This is a genomic window from Actinomyces marseillensis, from assembly GCF_900155605.1.
GTDB classification, from domain to species: Bacteria; Actinomycetota; Actinomycetes; order Actinomycetales; family Actinomycetaceae; genus Pauljensenia; species Pauljensenia marseillensis.
Genome location: NZ_LT707420.1, coordinates 851,195 through 868,622 on the forward strand (window position 1 = coordinate 851,195; position 17,428 = coordinate 868,622).

The 17,428-nt window shown below is 57.8% G+C and carries 17 protein-coding genes; 15 read left to right on the forward strand and 2 right to left on the reverse strand.

All coding sequences use genetic code 11. From position 1 onward, the window contains the following. The first annotated feature begins 80 nt into the window (after window positions 1–80). From BQ8011_RS03650 to BQ8011_RS03665, 4 genes are all read left to right on the forward strand, one after another. On the forward strand, window positions 81–1,496 hold the full coding sequence (locus BQ8011_RS03650; protein ID WP_072457406.1) for an extracellular solute-binding protein: 1,416 nt from the start codon (window positions 81–83) through the stop codon (window positions 1,494–1,496). A 74-nt stretch (window positions 1,497–1,570) separates the two neighbouring features. Beyond that, window positions 1,571–2,482, forward strand: coding sequence for a carbohydrate ABC transporter permease (locus BQ8011_RS03655; RefSeq protein ID WP_072457408.1), 912 nt, complete (start codon window positions 1,571–1,573; stop codon window positions 2,480–2,482). Then, window positions 2,479–3,414, forward strand: coding sequence for a carbohydrate ABC transporter permease (locus tag BQ8011_RS03660; RefSeq protein ID WP_072457410.1), 936 nt, complete (start codon window positions 2,479–2,481; stop codon window positions 3,412–3,414). The genes BQ8011_RS03655 and BQ8011_RS03660 overlap by 4 nt, the downstream gene beginning before the upstream one ends. A gap of 20 nt (window positions 3,415–3,434) precedes the next feature. Then, window positions 3,435–4,868 (forward strand): alpha-L-fucosidase, encoded by a 1,434-nt coding sequence (locus BQ8011_RS03665; RefSeq protein ID WP_072457411.1) that lies wholly within the window; start codon window positions 3,435–3,437, stop codon window positions 4,866–4,868. Here the strand turns inward: BQ8011_RS03665 and coaA are convergent. After that, window positions 4,858–5,817, reverse strand: a complete 960-nt coding sequence (gene coaA / locus BQ8011_RS03670) for a type I pantothenate kinase (RefSeq protein WP_173656068.1) — start codon at window positions 5,815–5,817, stop codon at window positions 4,858–4,860. The two genes, BQ8011_RS03665 and coaA, sit on opposite strands and share 11 nt — an antisense overlap. A 133-nt stretch (window positions 5,818–5,950) precedes the next feature. Between coaA and BQ8011_RS03675 the strand changes: the two genes are divergently transcribed. The 10 genes from BQ8011_RS03675 (at window position 5,951) to tsaD (ending at window position 15,665) form a co-directional block, all read left to right on the forward strand. Next, window positions 5,951–6,883, forward strand: coding sequence for a GRP family sugar transporter (locus BQ8011_RS03675; RefSeq protein ID WP_231945367.1), 933 nt, complete (start codon window positions 5,951–5,953; stop codon window positions 6,881–6,883). Between the two features lie 30 nt (window positions 6,884–6,913). Then, window positions 6,914–7,834 (forward strand): ADP-dependent NAD(P)H-hydrate dehydratase, encoded by a 921-nt coding sequence (locus tag BQ8011_RS03680; RefSeq protein WP_072457417.1) that lies wholly within the window; start codon window positions 6,914–6,916, stop codon window positions 7,832–7,834. 25 nt (window positions 7,835–7,859) lie between these two features. Further along, complete coding sequence (gene alr, locus BQ8011_RS03685; protein WP_072457419.1) at window positions 7,860–9,101, forward strand: alanine racemase; 1,242 nt, start codon at window positions 7,860–7,862, stop codon at window positions 9,099–9,101. Next, window positions 9,098–9,652, forward strand: coding sequence for a tRNA (adenosine(37)-N6)-threonylcarbamoyltransferase complex ATPase subunit type 1 TsaE (tsaE, locus tag BQ8011_RS03690; RefSeq protein WP_072457421.1), 555 nt, complete (start codon window positions 9,098–9,100; stop codon window positions 9,650–9,652). The genes alr and tsaE overlap by 4 nt, the downstream gene beginning before the upstream one ends. A gap of 9 nt (window positions 9,653–9,661) precedes the next feature. After that, window positions 9,662–10,357: a tRNA (adenosine(37)-N6)-threonylcarbamoyltransferase complex dimerization subunit type 1 TsaB gene (gene tsaB, locus BQ8011_RS03695; protein WP_072457423.1), complete on the forward strand. Its 696-nt coding sequence runs from the start codon at window positions 9,662–9,664 to the stop codon at window positions 10,355–10,357. Beyond that, window positions 10,354–10,857, forward strand: coding sequence for a ribosomal protein S18-alanine N-acetyltransferase (gene rimI, locus BQ8011_RS03700; RefSeq protein ID WP_072457425.1), 504 nt, complete (start codon window positions 10,354–10,356; stop codon window positions 10,855–10,857). Before tsaB ends, rimI begins: the two co-directional genes overlap by 4 nt. Before the next feature lie 210 nt (window positions 10,858–11,067). Next, window positions 11,068–11,769 (forward strand): succinate dehydrogenase cytochrome b subunit, encoded by a 702-nt coding sequence (locus BQ8011_RS03705; protein ID WP_072457427.1) that lies wholly within the window; start codon window positions 11,068–11,070, stop codon window positions 11,767–11,769. A 15-nt stretch (window positions 11,770–11,784) separates the two neighbouring features. Further along, on the forward strand, window positions 11,785–13,764 hold the full coding sequence (locus BQ8011_RS03710; protein ID WP_034501370.1) for a fumarate reductase/succinate dehydrogenase flavoprotein subunit: 1,980 nt from the start codon (window positions 11,785–11,787) through the stop codon (window positions 13,762–13,764). Continuing rightward, entirely contained in the window at window positions 13,761–14,504 is a 744-nt protein-coding gene (locus BQ8011_RS03715; RefSeq protein WP_072457429.1) for a succinate dehydrogenase/fumarate reductase iron-sulfur subunit, read from the forward strand. Before BQ8011_RS03710 ends, BQ8011_RS03715 begins: the two co-directional genes overlap by 4 nt. Window positions 14,505–14,603: 99 nt before the next feature. Then, window positions 14,604–15,665 (forward strand): tRNA (adenosine(37)-N6)-threonylcarbamoyltransferase complex transferase subunit TsaD, encoded by a 1,062-nt coding sequence (gene tsaD, locus BQ8011_RS03720; protein WP_072457431.1) that lies wholly within the window; start codon window positions 14,604–14,606, stop codon window positions 15,663–15,665. On the opposite strand, the gene BQ8011_RS03725 is transcribed toward tsaD, so the two are convergent. After that, window positions 15,646–16,884, reverse strand: coding sequence for a THUMP-like domain-containing protein (locus BQ8011_RS03725; protein WP_072457433.1), 1,239 nt, complete (start codon window positions 16,882–16,884; stop codon window positions 15,646–15,648). The genes tsaD and BQ8011_RS03725 overlap by 20 nt on opposite strands. Window positions 16,885–17,099: 215 nt before the next feature. Between BQ8011_RS03725 and groES the strand changes: the two genes are divergently transcribed. Then, window positions 17,100–17,396 (forward strand): co-chaperone GroES, encoded by a 297-nt coding sequence (gene groES, locus BQ8011_RS03730; protein ID WP_034501374.1) that lies wholly within the window; start codon window positions 17,100–17,102, stop codon window positions 17,394–17,396. Window positions 17,397–17,428 lie beyond the last annotated feature (32 nt).

The window sequence follows — 17,428 nt, forward strand, 5'->3', positions numbered from 1 at the left end:
CTAGGCTTATCAACTAACACGAGATAGTTAGTGATTCGGTATTCATATCGATCTACGACACGAACCAATGGAGGTTTCGCATGTTGAAGAAAAAGATGGCCGCTGGCGTCGTCGCACTGGCCATGGTGAGCACTCTAGGATTGAGCGCCTGCTCGAACGGCAGCAGCGACTCTTCCTCAAGTTCTGCAAGCGGTGGATCCGCATCAGGTTCAATCCCCAAGCCCGATGTTTCCTGTGATATTCCCGCAACGAATCTCGATGATTCGAAGATCGACACCTCAAAGGTCGAAGGCGAAATCACCTTCCAGACCCAGGGCCTCAAGACCGACTTCGGCGACTTCTTCACCAAGAAGATCAAGGAATTTGAGGACGCTAACCCCGGTGTCAAAATCAAGTGGACTGATCAGGCAGGCGGCGCCGAATTCGACCAGACCATCACTGCTCAGGCAACCAACTGCCAGATGGCAGACGTTGTGAACGTTCCTTCCTCCACCATCCTGGCCCTGTCAAAGTCCAACCTCCTCATGGATTTTGACGTGAAGGCTCCCGGTATTGGTGACAAGTTCGTCAAGACCATTTGGGACTCGACCGAGCTGGGTGCAAACAAGCACCACACCGCACTCCCGTGGTACTTCGGCCCCTACATCACCACCTACAACAAGGAAGTTTTCAAGCGCGCAGGCTTGGATGAAAACACCTCTCCCAAGACCATGGAAGAGATGTTTGACTACGCCGCAAAGGTCGGCGCTGACGGTAAGGGTGACTACGGTATCTACGGCTCCCCGCAGTGGTACATGACCGCCCAGCTGCACGGAATGGGTGTCAGCCTGATGAACGCTGACAAGACCGAGTTCAACTTTGCTGACAATGAGCAGGCCATCAAGTACGTGACCCGCCTCGCTGAGCTCTACAAGAGCGGTGCAATCCCGAAGGACTCGCTGACCGGCGAACCTGATCCGGGCAAGGCATACGCGGATGGAAACCTGGCATTCGGTACCCCGAACGCCTCCTTCCTCAAGTCCGTCAAGGCAAACAACGCGACCGTCTACAACAACACCGGTGTCGGCCCCTTCCCGACCAACCCCGGAATCAAGCCGGTCTTCGAAGGCCAGTACATCGGCGTGTCCGTCTCGACCAAGAACGCTCCTCTGGCAATGAAGTTCGCCGAGTGGATCACCAACGCTGAGAACGAATACGCATGGACCCACGACGGTGGTGCGATCATCTTCCCGGCAGCAACAAGCGCTCTTGACAAGCTCGTTGCCAACCCGCCGGAGATCGCTAACGACCCGGTCTTCAAGGCTGCCTACGAAGAAGCTGCAAAGGCTGCAAAGGACGCCGAGGCCTACACCGACGTCTTCTACACCACCGGGGCTGTTCAGGACAGCCTGGTTGAGAATGTGAATAAGGCAATCCGCGGAGAGGTTGACCCGAAGACCGCTCTGAAGACTGCACAAGATCAGATGAACAAGAAGCTCAAGGCTCTGGGCGAATGATCTACCCCTTGCCGGGGCGAAACACTACGGTTTCGCCCCGGCAAACCCCTTGAGCAGCACCGAAGGACCTGACAATGTCGTCGCGTACAGGACGTGCCCCAAGCCGATCTCTTAATGGGGCCGCGCGTTTCCGCCCGGGATGGATGCCGTGGATCTGGATTACACTCCCGGTCTTGGCAATTATTACTTTCTACATCTATCCCTTCATCACAACGGTTTTCGTCTCTTTTACAAAAACAAAACCGCTGCGAAAAATTGGTCCCTTCATCGGGGTCGAAAACTATACCTACGTGCTGAACGATCCGGAATTCTGGGGATCTCTTCGTAACTCGCTGATCTACGCGGTCTGCGTTGTCCCTCTGATGGTGCTTCTCCCTCTTCTCCTTGCCCTCCTAGTCAAGTCTTATGTTCCGGGCATCGGATTTTTCCGCGCGCTTTACTACCTGCCTGCGGTTTCCTCGCTCGTCGTGATTTCCTTGGCCTGGCGCTACCTGCTTAATGAAAGAGGACCAGTAAACAACCTCTTGACTTCGTGGGGAATGGATACGGTCCCATTCCTCTCGAACCAATGGCTCATCCTCTTTTGCGCAATGCTCATTACCTTGTGGCAGGGCTTGCCCTACTACATGATTCTCTACTTGTCCGCTCTTGCGAACGTCGATAAATCCCTCTACGAAGCCGCCGAGCTTGACGGTGCGGGCAGTGTCCGTCGTTTCTTCACGGTCACTGTTCCGGGCGTCAAAGTCATGATGTTCTTGGTCGCGACACTCACAACCATTGGATGCCTCAAGATCTTTACCGAGGTCTACCTCCTTGGTGGAAGTGCCTCTCCGACAAAGACCTTGACCATGTACATCCGAGACTGGACCGATCCGACATACGGGTCTTTAGGTAAGGGCGATGCGGCCTCGGTCTGCCTCTTCCTCATCACTTTCGGATTCATCATTGCCTCCCAGAAGCTCCAGAGGAAGGCTGAAGATCAATGAGCACCGCAGTTTCCTCCACCAGCCCCGCCGAGGCCTCGTCAAAGTTCGCGAGCTGGCGCAAAGCTCGCAAGCTTGAGCATCAATCGCGCAATGTCGCATCGCGTCAGCTCAAAGGCTCTCGCCTTGTCCTGCGTTACATCACGCTGGTCGTCGTCGCGATCCTCATGGTGGGACCGCTTCTACTTCCTCTCCTCGCGGCATTCAAAGCTCCGGGGGAGTCGGTTTTCGGCCAAGGTGCCACGATCTTCCCGCAGACCTGGTCTCTTGCAGCCTTCACGACACTGTTTAAGCAAACCGCGATCCTGCGTGCGATTGGGAACTCGGTCATCGTTGCAACGCTGACGGTCATTTCAAATATCATCTTGTCCTGCTTGGGTGGATACATGCTCTCGCGGCGGGGATGGACCGGTCGCAACATCATGTACTTCGTCGTCCTCTCGGCGATGATCTTCCCCTTCGAATCGATCATGCTGTCCTTGTACTCGATGATGGTGTCCATCGGCACGTACAAGACACTGACCAGCGTGTGGATGGTCGCCATGATTGGCCCCTTCCAGATCCTTATGATGCGCGCAGCTTTCCTTGGGATCCCCGAAGAAATTGAAGATGCCGCACTGATTGACGGGGCGGGCGAATGGGCGCGTTTTTGGAGAATCTTCCTTCCTCAGGTTCGCGGAACTCTCACGGTCGTTGGACTGACCTCCTTCATCGGCGCCTGGTCTGATTTCCTCTTCCCGCTCCTCATGCTGGTCGACAACGACAAGCACACCTTGATGTTGGAACTGACAGCCATTCAAAATTCCGCTCAGGGAACGACTTATCAATTGGTCTTGGCAGGAGCGGTCGTTGCACTGGTTCCTGTTGTCGTAGTCTTCGCCTTCTCGCAGAAGTACTTCTTCCGTGGAATCGAAGACGGCGGATTGAAGTTCTAGACCGATAGAGGCACACACCAATGAGCGACGAACTGAGCGAAGATTTTGCTCCCGATGCACTAGAAGCTGCGGGTGCGCTGCGTCAATACCCCGATCCCGGGTACATCTGGCCAACGAACCCGCGCACCGTCGCAGCGCTTGAGCAGTGGAGGGACCACAAGGTCGGTGTCATCATCCACTGGGGGATCTTCTCTCACATTGGCCAAGATGGCTCCTGGTCCCTGCATCGCCAGCGTTTGGGCGGCTTTACTGACCCACCCGAGGAGTGGAAGGGGACCGACGAGGAGTACCACTCGTGGTACTGCGACCAAGCTCGCTCCTTTACGGGGGAGGACTTTAACGCCAAGGAATGGGCCGCCGCGTGCGCCGATGCCGGAATGCGCTACGTCGTCTTTACGACTAAGCATCATGACGGCTACGCCATGTACGACACGGACTTCTCGAACTTTAAGTCGACCAGTGAAGAATCCGGTCTTGGTCGCGACATCGTTCGTGAAATTTTCGATGCGTTCCGCGAACGTGGCATGGAAACAGGCGTCTATTTCTCCAAGGCCGATTGGAACCACCCGGGATATTGGGATCGTGCCCGCACCATCACTGACCGCTACCACAACTTCGATATCGAGAAACACCGCGCAAAGTGGGATTCCTTCGTCCGCTACACCCACAATCAAATCGACGAACTCTTGCGCAATTACGGGCGTATCAACGTGCTATGGCTCGATGCCGGTTGGGTTCGAGAACCTGATGAACCCATTGATATCGACGAGATCGCTGAAAATGCACGCCGTCTTCAGCCCGATATCTTGGTCGTTGACCGAGAAGTCCACGGGGCGAACGAAAACTATCGAACCCCCGAGCAGGAAATTCCGGACGATATTCGACGTTACCCCTGGGAATCATGCATCACCATGACTCGCGGCTGGTGCTCGATGCGTCCCGACGAGCCAATCAAGCCCATGCGTCACATCATCTCCAACCTATTGGCGATCGTGTCGCGAGGCGGGAACTACCTCATTGGGATCGGTCCCGACGCGCGCGGAGGCATGTCCACGTGGATTCAGCGCGGCCTCGAACAGCTCGGCGATTTCTTGCGTATCAACGGCGAAGGGATCTACGCAACCCGTCCGTGGACACCGATCACCTCGGTACGCGCGCAAGAGGGCTGGTCTTGGTACGCGACCCACCCAAAGGACAGTGAGGCTCGCGTCTTCCTTTTCGGGATGCCCCCGGCACCATCTGGCGCCGAGGCCGCGGAACCCTCGCTTGAGGACGCAACCTTCGCGCCCGTCGGTCTTGCATCGACGTGGCTCGAGGTCCCTGGGAAGGTGCGCAGTGCCCGGATCCTTGGAAGCGAGGAAAAGGTCATCGTCGAAGCGCGTGAAGGCGCATCACGCCTCGTGATTCCGCAGACCGATCTGCGCTATGCGCTGGGAGTGGAACTCATCTTCTAAGCCGCAGTGACTCGACACGGTGATCCGCGCCCTTGGTGAAAATCATCGTTGCGCGCTCGCGGGTTGGGGCAATGTTCTCCAAGAGGTTTGGGAGGTTGATTTCCTCCCAAATCGAGCGAGCCGTAGCCTCGGCCTGAGCATCCGTTAAGGAAGCGTAGGTGCGGAAGAAAGAATCCTCGCGGGTGAACGCGGTCTGGCGCAGGGTGAGGAAACGATCCACGTACCACTGCTGGATGTGCTCGGCGTCTGCATCCACGTAGATGCTGAAGTCGAAAAAGTCTGAGACCGCGATCGGCATGACGCCAGGTCCCCATTTGGGAGGTTGAAGGACATTGAGCCCTTCAACAATGAGAATGTCTGGGCAGTCTACGACGACGCTCTCGCCTTCGACGATGTCGTACACGACATGCGAATAGACGGGAGCCTGAACATTGCGCATCCCTGATTTCACTGCTGAGAGGAAGGAAATGAGCGCTGGGCGATCATAGGACTCGGGAAAACCTTTTCGCCCAAGCAGGCCTTTGGAACGGAGTACCGCATTGGGGAAAAGGAAACCATCTGTCGTGATCAGATCAACTCGCGGGGTCTTTTCCCATCGGGACAAGAGAAAACGTAAGAGGCGGGCGACAGTAGATTTTCCAACCGCGACCGAGCCTCCAATTCCGATGATGAAGGGGACGGGAGCCCGGTGAGAGCGCGTGAGGAAATGAGAGCGTTCACGCTCAACGCGTCGGTGTCCCTCAACGTAGAGCTGCAGCAGTGCAGTCAGCGGTCGGTAGATCGCGTCGACTTCGGCAATATCGATGGGATCGCCAAGGGATGCCAAACGCGAAAGGTCAGTATGAGTGAGTGGAAGAGGCGACCTATCGGCGAGGCGATCCCACTGGTCGCGGGAGAAAAAGTCGAAGGGCGATTCTTCGGTGTTGCTGATTTCACTCACGGTCTTCATTGTCGCAATTTGCTGTGCCGCGCACACGATTTAGGGCTAGGTGTGCGCCAAATTGTTATCTATCGCGCAGGCCAGAAGGGGATCTCTCCCCTTGTATTTGCTTGATTGTCCACTAGTCTGAAAACAACATTCCTTGGTTGCACTAATTGACGCACCAGAAAGCGAGTATGCGGTGATCGACTACTTCGTCGCTCTGCTTCCGGCCCTTTTCCTTGGCTTTATGTCCATCGTCCTTGTCGCTCAAGGCGGCGATGATCGCCAAAAGACACTGGGAACTTTGGGAGGTGCCTTCCTCTTCTCAGCTCTGGCAACCCCCTTCATTGATGTTCATTGGACAACCAAGACCCTGCTCATTTCCTTCCTCTCAGGCTTGATCCTTGGATTCGGGCAGTATCTCCAAATTCTCTGCCTGAAGGTGCTCGGTGTTTCACGCACTATGCCGCTGACGACTGCCGGCCAGATTATCTTCATGTGCCTGGGTGGGATCATTCTCTTCGGTGAGATGAACCATGGTCTTGCACTTGTCTTTGCACTGAGCTCTATTGCGCTTCTCACCTTGGGCGTGGTCTTCATCTCCAAGACTGAAAAAACAGAGAAAGCTGCCGAAGAAAACGTTGATTGGAAGCGCGGGACAATTCTTCTGGTTGTGTCAACCTCCTGCCTTGTCGCCTACCTGCTGATTGTTCAAGGCTTTGGTTTGGATGGCCGCTCCGTGATCCTTCCTCAATCGGTCGGTTACTTCCTTGTAGGTCTCATCGCAACGATTCCTGCGCTTTCGCCTCAACTTGGCAAGGAAGACAATCGCTGGAGCCTGCTCACTCTTCGCCAATTGATCCCCGGCATGATGTGGGGAGCCGCGATTCTTCTGACCCAAGTGTCCTCTTCGCTCCTTGGCGTCGCGGTTGCTTTCCCTCTGTCGCAGATGGGCGTCATTATTCAGACTTTCGGTGGAATTGTGATCCTCCACGAGACGCGCACGCGTCGTGAGATGCGCTGGACCATCATTGGCGTTGTCATCATGGTTATCGGCGTCATCATGGTGGGCGTTGCTCGTTCCTTCAGCTGAGGTTGGCGCCGGGCGTGAAAGAATACGCTCATGACACCGGACACTCTTGCCTTCTCTCAGGAACAAGCACGCGCCTACTTTCGCACTCCTGGCCCCAGCGACGATAAGTATCGCCGAGGCGTTGTTGGAGTAGTCGCGGGCTCTGATACCTATCCCGGGGCCGGGCTTCTTGCTTCTTTCGCCGCCGCGCAGACCGGTGTGGGGATGGTGCGTTTGAACGCCCCGCGCAGGGTAGAAGACTTGGTGCTGGCGCATGTTCCCGGTGTCGTCACCGTCGGTGGAAGGATTCAAGCGGGCCTCGTCGGTCCTGGTTGCGATACTGACAGGCGCGAGGACTGCGTGGAACTCGCCCGTTTTTGTATCGATTCCAAGCTCCCACTGGTGATCGATGCCGGTGCACTCGACGAGGTCGCAGGCCTCGTGGCTTATGGGAAGGAGCGCGGTAGAAACTTGTCGCGCACAATCCTCACCCCGCACCACGGCGAGGCCGCGCGCCTGCTTTCCCAACTTGGGGAAGAGACGACGCGCGCGAAGGTCGATGCTGATCCTCTTGGAGCGGCACGAGCGCTGGTGGAACTAACGGACGCGGTTGTTGTTCTTAAGAGTGCGCGCACACTGTGTGTTTTTTCGGAGTATAGCCAGGGGCAGCGCCGCATCACCGCCGTCGAAATCCCCCAGGAAACTCCGTGGGCAGGAGTCGCCGGAAGCGGAGACGTACTCGCCGGGGTTGTCGCGGGAACCTTGGCCGCGCACCAAGCCCGCGTGGAACGCCGCAGTCCGGGTACGACCATTTCCGAGGCCGAGTGCGGCGAGTGCGCGGGAGCGGGAGTCTGGGTTCATTCGCGGGCAGGGGCGAAGGCCAGCATGGGTGAGGACGCGTGTTTCCGCCCCATCCAAGCCATCGATATTGCCCGCAAAGTTCCAGATATCGTAGGGCCGCTGTGTTCCTGATAGACGAGGGTGCGATACTGGGGGAGTGGAACTTTCCGAAGTTGGACGAGGCTATCCGTCTGTAGCCTCAGTAAATCTCTCCGCTATTGCGCGAAACTTAGCTGTCTTGCGTGCCGCTTCGCCGACGACTATTCAAATGGCAATCGTTAAAGCTAATGCCTATGGACACGGCCTGATTCCCGTCGCTCTTGCTTCGTTGAAGGCGGGAGCACAGTGGTTGGGCGTTGCACAGCTGGCCGAGGCGCTGGAACTTCGTGCAGGTCTTGACGAGGCCGGTATTGCGCGCAAGGATGCACCGATTTTCGCGTGGATTTCTTCGACGGGCACTGACTTTTCCACGGCGATCGAGGCAGATATTGACCTGTCAGTCTCGTGGACGTGGGTGCTCGATGAGATGTGCGCGGCCGCACGGGCGCTGGGCAGGCCCGCCCGAGTGCACGTCAAGATCGATACAGGAATGTCGCGTGCAGGTTCGACTCTTGCTGACCTTCCCGAATTAGCGCAGGCTCTTCGCGGAGCGCAGGATCAGGGACTCATTGAAGTCGTGGGTGCTTGGAGCCACATGTCGCGTGCCGATGACCCCAGTCCCTCGGGCGAAGAATCAACGCGCTCTCATGTCAAGATCTTCGAAGAAGGACTGCGAATTCTTGCCCAGGCAGGTGTGCGTCCGCAAATCCGCCACCTTGCCGCGACCTCGGGAATCTTATGGCATCCCGAGACCCACTACGACATGGTCCGCGCGGGAATCGGGATGTACGGTCTCTCTCCTGACCCCTCCGTCAAAAGCGCACGTCAACTGGGAGTCGAGGCCGCAATGACACTCAGCGCGCCACTGACCTCAGTGAAGGTCATCGAGGAAGGAACCCCGGCCTCGTACGGAGGAACCTGGCAGGCGCCGACGCGCAGGTGGATCGGGCTGGTGCCGCTGGGCTACGGTGATGGGATTTTGCGGGCATCCTCAAACGGGGCGCCGGTCGTCGTCGAAACTGAGCGGGGATTATTCCCAACGCAGATTGTCGGGCGAGTGTGTATGGACCAATTCATGATTGACCTTGGTCCAGCCGAAGGCGAGGAGGGGACGGCGACCTCTGCCAGCGGGCGCCCGCCTGCCCACGTGGGCGACCGAGCGTTTCTTTTCGGCGATCCCGAAAAGGGATGCCCATCGGCTGACAAGTGGGCGCTTCACGCGGGAACCATCAACTACGAGATTGTTACGCGTTTAGGTGAGCGCATCCCCCGCAACTATCAGTACGAAGAGGAACGATGACCGAGAACAGCACTATCCACTTCAGCTATCGCGTGAGTGATGCTGACCAGACTCGACACTTGGGCGAAGAACTTGCGCATCACCTGCGCGCCGGAGATCTCATCATGCTCCGAGGCGGCTTGGGAGCGGGAAAAACGACTCTGACGCAGGGGATCGGGCGTGGGCTCGGCGTACGCGGAACCGTCGCTTCGCCGACCTTCATCGTTGCGCGCGTCCACCCCTCACTGGTCGGCGGTCCGGACCTGATCCACGCCGATGCCTACAGGATCCGCGACCTGGACGATCTTGAAACCCTGGACTTGGACTCAACCATCGACCAGGCGGTCACGGTCGTTGAGTGGGGCGAAGGCAAGACGGAAGCGATGAGTGATTCCCGCCTCGAGATCGAGGTGCGACGTGAAGAAGGCGGGGAGGCCTCACTAGACGGTGGCGTCGTTGACCTGGAAAGCATGGATGATGGGCAGCGAATTATTACATTTACTCCCTATTCGAGCCGCTGGGATGGGGTTTTCGACGAGCTTGCTCCTGAGCTGAAAACCAGCGTGGAATAGGATCGACTTATGACCGAATTGTGTATTGATACCTCCGGGGCAACCGCTGTCTCCATCGTTCGCGATGGGCAAGTGATCGGCGCTTCTCGTAATGAGTCAGGACGTCACCACGCCGAGTCCATCACCCCCTGCGTGCTGGAGGCCCTCGAGGACGCTGGTCTTCCCGCTGACGCCTCGCATGCGGGATTAGACGCCGTCTGCGTAGGAACGGGACCGGCTCCCTTCACAGGTTTGCGTGCAGGCCTGGTGTCGGCGCGGGTCTTTGCCAAAGCTGCAGGCATTCCTGTGTACGGGGTCTGCAGTCTCGATGCTATTGCGCGACTTGCTCTTGATCATCTCTCGCCCGATACCCATGTCTACGCCCTCACCGACGCTAGACGAAAGGAATTGTACTGGGGTCATTTCGTGGCTGAAGGCCCCGATGACGTGCGCCTCATCGGCCAGCTCGAAGTCGGATTTGCACGCGCTCTCGGGGGAGCTCTTCGCGAGCAATCCGGGCTTTTAGTCTCGGATGCTCCCATTCCTTCTCACAGTGCCGATGTATTGGCTGGTGCTGAGATGGGGCCGGTGCTCCCGCTTGATCCCGCGGTTATGGTTCGTATTGTTCGCACTCGCTTGGCTCGCGGGGAGGAAGAGCGTTTAGGAACCGAACCCCTCTACCTGCGTCGTCCCGATATTCACGGCCAGGCCCCGGAGCGCATGTGACCTCGCTTGAATCTATTGCTCGCGAGAGAGCCGAGGCCTCTGGGGGGCAGCTTCTTGTCCTCGGAATTGAGGACCGGCAGGCTCTTGTCACTCTCGAGCAGGAGATTTTTCCCGAAGACCCGTGGACGACCGGGATGATCGCTCAAGAGCTGAGCTCGGGTCGCAGCGTGTATTTCGGTGTCTGCGTGAATGATGATGCGGTAGCGGCGCCGATTTTATGCGGGTATGCGGGAATCGCACTGGGGATCGACGCAGATGTGATGACCATGGGTGTTTTGCCCGATTTTCGAGGCCGTGGACTGGGTCGCGTTTTGATGGATGCTCTGATCGATGTCGCCCGTCGCTGGGGGAGTGAACGGGTTTTCCTCGAGGTTCGCGAGTCCAATGCTGCTGCGATTTCTCTCTATGAGCATTCTGGTTTTGAGGTCGTTGGTCGGACAAAAGCCTACTTCCGCAACCCGCGTGAAGATGCCCTGAATATGCGGCTCATTGTCCGATGAATAAAATACGAAAAAGGATGTTGCCTTAATGGCGGGATTTTAGGGCGATTTTGTCGAATCTGTGATGAGTCTTTTTCCTGACTAATTCGTGCGCTTTGTCCCTCAAAACCTCAGGTTTTCCGGAATACTTCGTTGACGCGGGAGGCGGTTTTTTCCTAAGAGGGCCGCCGGTCCCATCGAAGTGACGCTTCCTCAGCATAGGCTTATCTCATGGCCTCACAAACAGTCGCAACAAAGAAGCGTCGCGCATGGACCACGACGGTTTTCGTCAAACAGCTGATGGCGATTTCCGGCATTGTGTTCGTGCTCTTCCTGCTCTTCCATTCCTATGGCAATCTCAAGATGTTCTTGGGACAAGACGCCTACGACCACTATGCACACTGGCTGAAAGAAGAAGCCTTTGTGCCGATCTTCCCCCACGGCGGATTCATCTGGGTGTTCCGCGGTGCAATGGTCCTGATGCTGGTCATCCACATCTGGGCAGCTGCCGTGACCTGGAAGCGTTCGCGCCGTGCACGTCGCAGTGCATACGTCGTTAAGCGCAGTGCGGCAGATGCTTACGCCGCACGCACAATGCGCATGACCGGCGTCCTGCTCTTCTTCCTCATTGTCTTCCACATCCTGCACTTCACGACGGGAACGGTTCGCACCGGTTTCACTGCAGACTCCACTCCTTACGAGCGCATGGTTGCAACCTTCCACAGCCCGCTGATGGTTGTTGTCTACCTGATCTTCGTCGGTCTTGCAGCGCTTCACGTCTCCCACGGCTTCTGGTCAGCATTCCAGTCGCTGGGATGGGTCCGCGGTGGAACTCGTAAGTTCATGGAGATCGTTTCCGGCTTGGTCGGAGCCCTGATCTTCCTGATGTTCGCGCTTCCTCCTCTGGCGATCGTTGCCGGTTACATCTCCTGACAAGGACATTGAGACATGACTGATACTTTGATTCACGGGCTGTACCGCGAAGGCGAAGAGATCGCCGACTCCAAGGCCCCCATGGATGTTCCCTTGGCTCAGGCCTGGGAACAGCGTAAGTTCAACGCGGCTCTGGTGAACCCCGCCAACCGTCGTAAGCTCCACGTCATCATCGTCGGCACCGGTCTTGCCGGTGGTGCAGCCGCCGCATCGCTGGGCGAGATGGGCTACAACATCGACGTCTTCTTCTACCAGGACTCCGCCCGCCGCGCGCACTCCATTGCAGCGCAGGGTGGTATCAACGCTGCGAAGAACTACCGCAACGATAACGACTCCGTTTACCGACTCTTTTACGACACCGTCAAGGGCGGCGACTACCGTGCACGTGAAACCAACGTGTACCGCCTCGCTGAAGTCAGCGCCAGCATCATTGACCAGTGCGTGGCGCAGGGCGTCCCCTTCGCACGTGAATACGGCGGCCTGCTGGACAACCGTTCCTTCGGTGGTGTCCAGGTCTCGCGTACGTTCTACGCACGCGGCCAGACAGGTCAGCAGTTGCTCATCGGTGCCTACCAGGCACTGGAGCGTCAGGTTGCCGCCGGCACCGTGACCGAGCACTCTCGCCACGAGATGGTGGAACTCATCGTTTCCGACGGTCGCGCTCGCGGTATTGTTGCGCGCGACATGGCCACCGGCAAGCTCGAAACCCACATCGCTGATGCGGTCGTTCTGGCAACCGGCGGTTACGGAAACGTCTTCTTCCTCTCGACGAACGCGATGGGCTGCAACGCCACCGCAATCTGGCGTGCATACCGCAAGGGCGCATACTTCGCGAACCCCTGCTTCACCCAGATTCACCCGACCTGCATCCCGCAGCACGGCGACCAGCAGTCCAAGCTGACGCTGATGTCCGAGTCCCTGCGTAACGACGGTCGTATTTGGGTTCCCAAGAAGGCCGAGGACTGCGAAAAGGATCCTCGCGACATTCCCGAAGAAGATCGCGACTACTACTTGGAGCGCATCTACCCCTCCTTCGGTAACCTCGTTCCCCGTGATATCGCAAGCCGCCAGGCAAAGAACATGTGCGATGAGGGACGCGGCGTTGGCCCGAAGATCGATGGTGTTGCACGCGGCGTGTACCTCGACTTCTCCGAGGCCATCCAGCGCATGGGTAAGGCTGCAGTTTCCGCCAAGTACGGCAACCTCTTCGATATGTACGAGCGCATCACGGGCGATAACCCCTACGAAGTGCCCATGCGTATCTACCCGGCCGTTCACTACACGATGGGTGGTCTATGGGTTGACTACGACCTGGAATCCAACCTGCCCGGCCTGTACGTCGCTGGTGAAGCAAACTTCTCCGATCACGGCGCCAACCGCCTGGGCGCATCGGCACTGATGCAGGGTCTGTCTGATGGTTACTTCGTTCTTCCGAACACCATCAACGACTACTTGGCACACTGCTTCAACCTGCCGAAGCTGGATGCTCAGTCCCCGGATGTCGTCGAGGCACTGAACTCCGCTCAGGAGCGCATCGATAAGCTCATGTCGGTCAACGGTTCGCGTTCGGTGGATTCTTTCCACAAGGAACTGGGCCAGATCATGTGGGAATACTGCGGTATGGAGCGTCGCGAGGAAGGCCTGAAGAAGGCCATCGAGATGATCCGCAAGCTTCGCGCTGACTACTGGCGTGATGTTCGTGTTCCGGGCAAGTCCATCGGCGAGCTTAACCAGTCCCTGGAAAAGGCCGGCCGCGTTGCGGACTTCATGGAGCTGGGCGAGCTCATGTGCATCGATGCCCTGCACCGTGAGGAATCCTGCGGTGGCCACTTCCGTGCGGAGTCGCAGACACCGGAAGGTGAAGCCCTCCGTCACGATGACAAGTACCTCTATGTTGCAGCATGGCAGTGGGGTGGCGAGGACCAGCCTCCGATCCTCCACAAGGAAGCCTTGATCTACAACAACATCGAGCTGAAGCAGCGGAGTTACAAGTGAACCTGACACTGAAGATTTGGCGCCAAAACGGACCCGAGGATCCGGGTGCCATGCACGAATACCAAGTCCGCGGCATCTCTGAGGAATCCTCGTTCCTGGAAATGCTCGACGTGTTGAACGAAGAGCTCTTTGCCCGCGGAGAAGAACCGATCGCATTTGATTCGGACTGCCGTGAAGGTATCTGTGGCCAGTGCGGTATTGTCATCAACGGCATTGCCCACGGCCCCGAGGTCACCACGACCTGCCAGTTGCACATGCGTACCTTCCACGATGGTGATGTCATCACCATCGAGCCCTGGCGCGCAGAAGCATTCCCGATCATCAAGGACCTGGTTGTTAACCGCAGCGCTCTGGACCGAATCGTCCAGGCCGGTGGCTACATCTCGGTGAACACGGGAGCAGCTCCGGATGCGAACGGCACTCCGATTCCCAAGCAGGACGCAGATCGCGCTTTCGAAGCCGCTGCCTGCATCGGCTGTGGCGCCTGCGTGGCGGCCTGCCCGAACGCCTCGGCAATGCTCTTCACCTCGGCGAAGGTCACTCACCTGCACCTGCTTCCGCAGGGCAAGCCCGAGAACTACCGTCGCGTTGTCAGCATGCTCAATCAGATGGACGAAGAAGGATTCGGTTCCTGCACGAACATCGGTGAGTGTGCAGCGGTCTGCCCCAAGCAGATCCCGCTCGACGTGATCTCCACGCTGAACCGTCAGCTTGGAAAGGCAGCTCTCAAGGGCGTCTGAGTCTTTCAATACTCACTGGTTTGGGGACGATCCTTCGGGATCGTCCCCATCCCTTTTGCGGCGTATGCGCATCATGAGCCGCCGGACTAAAATGGCCGGGTGAGTGAAAAAGACCCCTTGGTATTGGGAATTGAATCCACCTGCGATGAGACAGGTGTCGCCTTGGTGCGTGGCTGTGATCTTCTAGTTGATCGGACCGCGACCTCCATGGATCAGTACGCCCGCTACGGCGGCATCATCCCTGAAATTGCCTCGCGTGCACACCTGGAATCCTTCATTCCGACCTTGGACAGTGCCCTCGAAGAAGCAGGGGTCACTCTTGACGAGGTGGACGCAGTCGCGGTTGCTGCCGGTCCGGGTCTCGTCGGCTCACTCACCGTCGGTATTTGCGCAGCCAAAGCGCTGGCCTCGTCAATTGGAAAGCCGCTGTACGGGGTCAATCACGTTATCGGCCACCTCGCCGTCGACAAACTCGCCGATGGCCCCCTCGCAGAGCGTTTCATCGGTTTGGTGGTCTCGGGCGGACACTCGAACCTGCTTCTCATTAACGACATCGCGACCGATGTCCGTGAACTCGGCGGGACCCTTGACGATGCTGCCGGTGAAGCCTTCGATAAGGTAGGTCGTCTGCTGGATCTTCCCTATCCGGGTGGCCCCCACGTTGACCGTCTCTCGCAAAAGGGCGACCCGACTGCGATCCGTTTCCCGCGTGGTTTGGCAGCCGGGAAAGACCAGGAGCGTCACAAGTACAACTTCTCCTTCTCCGGGCTCAAGACTGCTGTCGCGCGCTACGTAGAAGGCCTTAAGGAACGCGGAGAAGCCCTTCCCGCCGAGGATATTTGTGCCGGTTTCTCGGAAGCTGTGAATGATTCCCTGACCTCAAAGGCGGTACGCGCCGCACTGGATCATGGTTGCGACACCATCGTCGTGGGTGGCGGGTTCTCCGCTAACTCGCGCTTGCGTTCCCTGATTGTTCAGCGTGCCGAGGACGCGGGACTGAGTGTCCGTATGCCTCCCTTGCGGTTCTGCACGGATAACGGCGCGCAGATCGCGGCGATGGGATCGGAATTGGTCCGCGCGGGCGTTGCACCTTCAGACTGGGATTTCTCTCCTGATTCTGGGATGCCGCTGACGCAGACTTCTATGCTTCCCCGTCACTGATTCTCCGGGCAATAATTGCCCGGTGGGCGCCGCCGATGCGCGTTGCAATGATGACGGCTTCGGCGTCTCCCTTGAGTTTCAGGGATTTTCTTAAGGCATCTGGCTGAATGTCAGCCCCGCGTTTCTTAATTTCGACGCGCCCGACGTTAAGCGCACGCAGTACCTGCTGAATGTTCTTGACGCGCAGATTCACGTGATCGATCACTTCGAAAGCACTGGCGAAAGGTGTCTGGTGCAGGGTGGGACCACTCAGGTATGCAATCGATTCACTGACAAGGTGAGCCCCCATCTGCTCTGCAAGACAGGCGATTGTCCCTGAGCGGATCACCGCAGAATCTGGCTCAAAGATATAACTGTCCAGCGGGCCGCACTCGGCTTGGCGAGGCTGCGAATTTGCCGCCTGCGTCTGTGGATCGATGAGAGTGTGGACCTGATCAGCAGTGATGACGCTTGCCGATCGCCCCGCCCCTTCTGGTGCAAGCTCAGGCGCCCACAGCGCGGCCTCGAGAAGGTCTCCATCGACGCTGGTCCACTGCGCATGGAAGTACTCGGGGATTAAGTTGTAGGGGATCCCAGGGGCCACCTTGACGCCGAGGCGGGGGATGGAATCCCCCCAAGCCAGCACGTGGTCTAGGGAAGGTGACCAATCCTCGGGGGAAGTAATGCGCTTCGACCCGCCCTGCTTGCCCGTGCGCCTCGCGGGATCGGCGAAAAGAGCGTCAAAACCATAGGTGTGAAAGTTCTCGCCGTGAAGCGTCGTCACGTCTCTTTTTTCAACGCGGCACGATGGGAAAGCAGAAAGGTTCGCACCCGCTGTGGCAAGGGCCTCGTCGTTGATGTCGAAGGATGTCACGCGCATTCCCGCACGGGCGAAAGCAAAGGAATCCGCTCCGATTCCGCACCCGAGGTCGCCGATGTGGTGTGCCCCTGAATCAAGGAAACGTTGCGCGTGCAGGCGGGCGACCACCCAGCGGGTTGCTTGCTCATAGCCATCGCGCGTCCACAAAAGCGTGCGAGCAAGAGAGCCGAACTTCTTCTCCGCTTGGGTGCGCAGCTGCAGTTGGGAAGCAACTGCCGAGGCGACTTCCGGGTCTGCGACTTGGGAGCGTATTGCGAGCGCAAGATCCATGGGGGAGAGAGAACGAAACGCACCCTCGCGTTCCCATTGGGCAAGCAGCTCGCGGCCGGGGGAGGACAGGAGGGGCGTAATGGAGGACATGCACACTATTCTTGCTGAAATTCAAGGTAGAAGAGAAACCTAGTGGGGTGTGTGGGGGGTTCAGGTGGAGAGAAAGGAAGAAGCTGGCACTCAGTTTGCTAGAGTGCCAATCGAAGCCTAAACTGAGTCCGTAAACACATTGCGATCCCATACCTGACCCCCGCGACGGCAGGGAAGGGATGACAAATCGTTACGAGAAGAAAGGGAGTGCTGACATGGCAATCACCATTAAGCCCCTCGAAGATCGCATTGTTATCCGTCAGGTTGACAGCGAAGAAAAGACCGCTTCAGGTCTCTACATCCCCGATGCAGCCAAGGAAAAGCCCCAGGAAGGCGAAGTTCTGGCTGTTGGCCCCGGCCGCGTTGATGACAACGGCAACCGCGTCCCCGTCGACGTCAAGGTTGGCGACCACGTGATCTTCAGCCGTTTCGGTGGCACCGAAGTCAAGTACGACGGCGAAGAGCTGCAGATCCTGTCTGCACGCGACGTTCTGGCGATCGTCGAGCGCTGAAAATCTTGATACAGGCGCGCTCAGCGCTTGTT

What these genes read in the sequence shown, in the direction of transcription:
- BQ8011_RS03665 (WP_072457411.1), top strand. Translation starts at nt 3,435, where the DNA reads ATGAGCGACGAACTGAGCGAAGATTTTGCTCCCGATGCACTAGAAGCT.
- BQ8011_RS03710 (WP_034501370.1), top strand. Translation starts at nt 11,785, where the DNA reads ATGACTGATACTTTGATTCACGGGCTGTACCGCGAAGGCGAAGAGATC.
- BQ8011_RS03725 (WP_072457433.1), bottom strand. Translation starts at nt 16,884, where the DNA reads ATGTCCTCCATTACGCCCCTCCTGTCCTCCCCCGGCCGCGAGCTGCTT.
- BQ8011_RS03705 (WP_072457427.1), top strand. Translation starts at nt 11,068, where the DNA reads ATGGCCTCACAAACAGTCGCAACAAAGAAGCGTCGCGCATGGACCACG.
- coaA (WP_173656068.1), bottom strand. Translation starts at nt 5,817, where the DNA reads ATGAAGACCGTGAGTGAAATCAGCAACACCGAAGAATCGCCCTTCGAC.
- groES (WP_034501374.1), top strand. Translation starts at nt 17,100, where the DNA reads ATGGCAATCACCATTAAGCCCCTCGAAGATCGCATTGTTATCCGTCAG.
- BQ8011_RS03680 (WP_072457417.1), top strand. Translation starts at nt 6,914, where the DNA reads ATGACACCGGACACTCTTGCCTTCTCTCAGGAACAAGCACGCGCCTAC.
- tsaE (WP_072457421.1), top strand. Translation starts at nt 9,098, where the DNA reads ATGACCGAGAACAGCACTATCCACTTCAGCTATCGCGTGAGTGATGCT.
- BQ8011_RS03650 (WP_072457406.1), top strand. Translation starts at nt 81, where the DNA reads ATGTTGAAGAAAAAGATGGCCGCTGGCGTCGTCGCACTGGCCATGGTG.
- BQ8011_RS03660 (WP_072457410.1), top strand. Translation starts at nt 2,479, where the DNA reads ATGAGCACCGCAGTTTCCTCCACCAGCCCCGCCGAGGCCTCGTCAAAG.
- BQ8011_RS03655 (WP_072457408.1), top strand. Translation starts at nt 1,571, where the DNA reads ATGTCGTCGCGTACAGGACGTGCCCCAAGCCGATCTCTTAATGGGGCC.
- tsaB (WP_072457423.1), top strand. Translation starts at nt 9,662, where the DNA reads ATGACCGAATTGTGTATTGATACCTCCGGGGCAACCGCTGTCTCCATC.